Source organism: Candidatus Avelusimicrobium stercoris (assembly GCF_002437085.1).
Classification (GTDB): Bacteria; Elusimicrobiota; Elusimicrobia; order Elusimicrobiales; family Elusimicrobiaceae; genus Avelusimicrobium; species Avelusimicrobium stercoris.
Genome location: NZ_DJOA01000008.1, coordinates 106,858 through 108,824, shown reverse-complemented (window position 1 = coordinate 108,824; position 1,967 = coordinate 106,858). Strand labels below are relative to the sequence as shown.

1 protein-coding gene and 1 pseudogene are annotated in these 1,967 nt (G+C 49.1%); one reads left to right on the top strand and one right to left on the bottom strand.

Annotated elements, in window-relative coordinates; all coding sequences use genetic code 11:
* A pseudogene (locus B2118_RS01525) lies at window positions 1–500 on the top strand (hypothetical protein); the annotation flags it as partial.
* Between the two features lie 37 nt (window positions 501–537).
* Here B2118_RS01525 and B2118_RS01520 read toward each other — a convergent pair.
* On the bottom strand, window positions 538–1,848 hold the full coding sequence (locus B2118_RS01520; protein WP_428052729.1) for an ATP-dependent DNA helicase: 1,311 nt from the start codon (window positions 1,846–1,848) through the stop codon (window positions 538–540).
* Between the last annotated feature and the right edge of the window lie 119 nt (window positions 1,849–1,967).

Genomic DNA, 1,967 nt, shown 5'->3' with positions numbered 1-1,967 from the left:
GGAGCGGTTGGAGCGCCTGCTCAATTGCGGACACCTGCGAGTGCACGGACCCGCAAGAAACGACAAGCCGATCTTGCAACAGTTGCGGTACGCAAACCCGCACGGCAACCTGCAACACGGCCACCGGCAAATGGAATTACAGTTCTTGGGGCACTTGCAGTAAAACGGTTAAAGAGTGCTCTCAGTGCGATTGGCAGGAAGCCCAAAAATGTGAGCGGCCTCAGGGTTCAAATACGCAGGCGGGGGATTGGAATGATGAAACCTGTACGTGCTCCTGCCCGTCCCAAACCACGCTTAATTCAGAGGGCGAATGTGAAGAACCCGAAGGCAGTTCCTCTGGCAGCAGTAGCGAGGACTGTACTTGGCAATCTGTTTATTCCTATCTTTGTGGTACCAAAATAACACAAGCGGAAGCGTGTTCTCGTTATGGTGATGGATATCCGTGTCAACTCAATGATTATTGCCCCGCTCGTGGCATAGAAGTGGAAGTTTGTAAATAAATAAAAACCCCGGTTATAAATGCCGGGGTTTTACATTTTACCGCAGAACTTTGTTGCCGCGCATATAGTCAAAAAATTGCTTTACGCGGCTGTCGCACAAAACATCCTTTACCGAAATATCCTTCTTTAAATGCACACCCGCCAAGGTGCGGCAGCGGCTTAACGCCACATACGTTTGCCCGGGGGCAAAGGCCCCGCGCCCAATGTCCAAATAAATGCTGTCAAACGTCAGCCCTTGGGATTTGTGTATGGTAATGGCCCACGCCAGTTTGAGCGGGTACTGCTTAAAAAAGCCCTTTACCTTGGGTTGCAGTTTTTGCGTGAGCGCGTTAAATTCGTAGCGTACATCTTCCCAAACGTGCGGTTCCACTTGGTAAATACAGCCTTTCAGTTCCACCTGTATAAAATCGGGCCCCAAATCATATACGGTGCCGATATCCCCGTTTACCCAGTTGTCGTCATTAACCAGCATCATAATTTTGGCGCCTTTTTTTAGGTGGAGGGTTTTGTCTGCGGGCGTGGCTTTGCCAAAGGATTCGTCTGCTGTGGCCTCATAGGTAAATTCTTTGCCGGGGAGCAAGGATAAATAATGCACATTGCGCCAAGCCGCATCGCGGTTGGTGGGGGCCAAAATAATGCTGTTTTCAAAATTTTCCGGCAGTTCAAAGGTTTTGCGCGTATTGAGCAGGGAATCCAACTGCGGTTGGGTTACATTGCCCTCACGGATTAAGTTAAGCAAATTGGCGTAGTCCGGGTCCGCCTTTTGGCGGAAGATACGGCGCAGTTCAAACACTTCCGTCGGCAATCGGCGCAAAACTTGCGCTTCAAAAAAGTACGGGCTTTTGTAAATTTGACGGAAATAATCAAAAAGCCCGCCCGTGCTGGATTCCTCCACGGGCGGCAACTGGAATAAATCGCCGAACAGTACAATTTTTTTACCGCCGAAGGGTTCCTCGGTATGCGTGGATATTTGCAAAATATAGTCTATGGCATCCAATAAATCGGCCCGGAGCATAGAGGCTTCGTCAATGATAATGGTATCTACGGCGTCCACGGTTTTGCGCGGCAAGCGTTTAAGATTGCTTTTGTCTAGCAGGTTTCCGGGCTTTAAATGGAAAAATGAGTGTACCGTCTGCCCGTGTATGTTAATGGCCGCCAGCCCCGTGGTAGCCAGAACGACCGCATTTTGCGCCGTGTGTTGGGCAAAGTAGCGCAGGAGCGTGGTTTTACCCGTGCCCGCACGGCCCGTGATAAAGATAAGCGGCATAACGGGCGGTTTGGCTTCCAGCAAGGATAAAGCGTCCTTAAATTCGTCGGTTAAAATAATGTCAGGGTTTTGTGCGGGCATATTTAAATTATAGCAATTAGATAGTTGGCTTACTTGCTTATGCAGTGCAGTATAACGGCAAAAATGTAGTTTTTGCTGTTGCCTTTTTGCTGTTTAGTGTAAAGGGGTTGTTTCGTTTT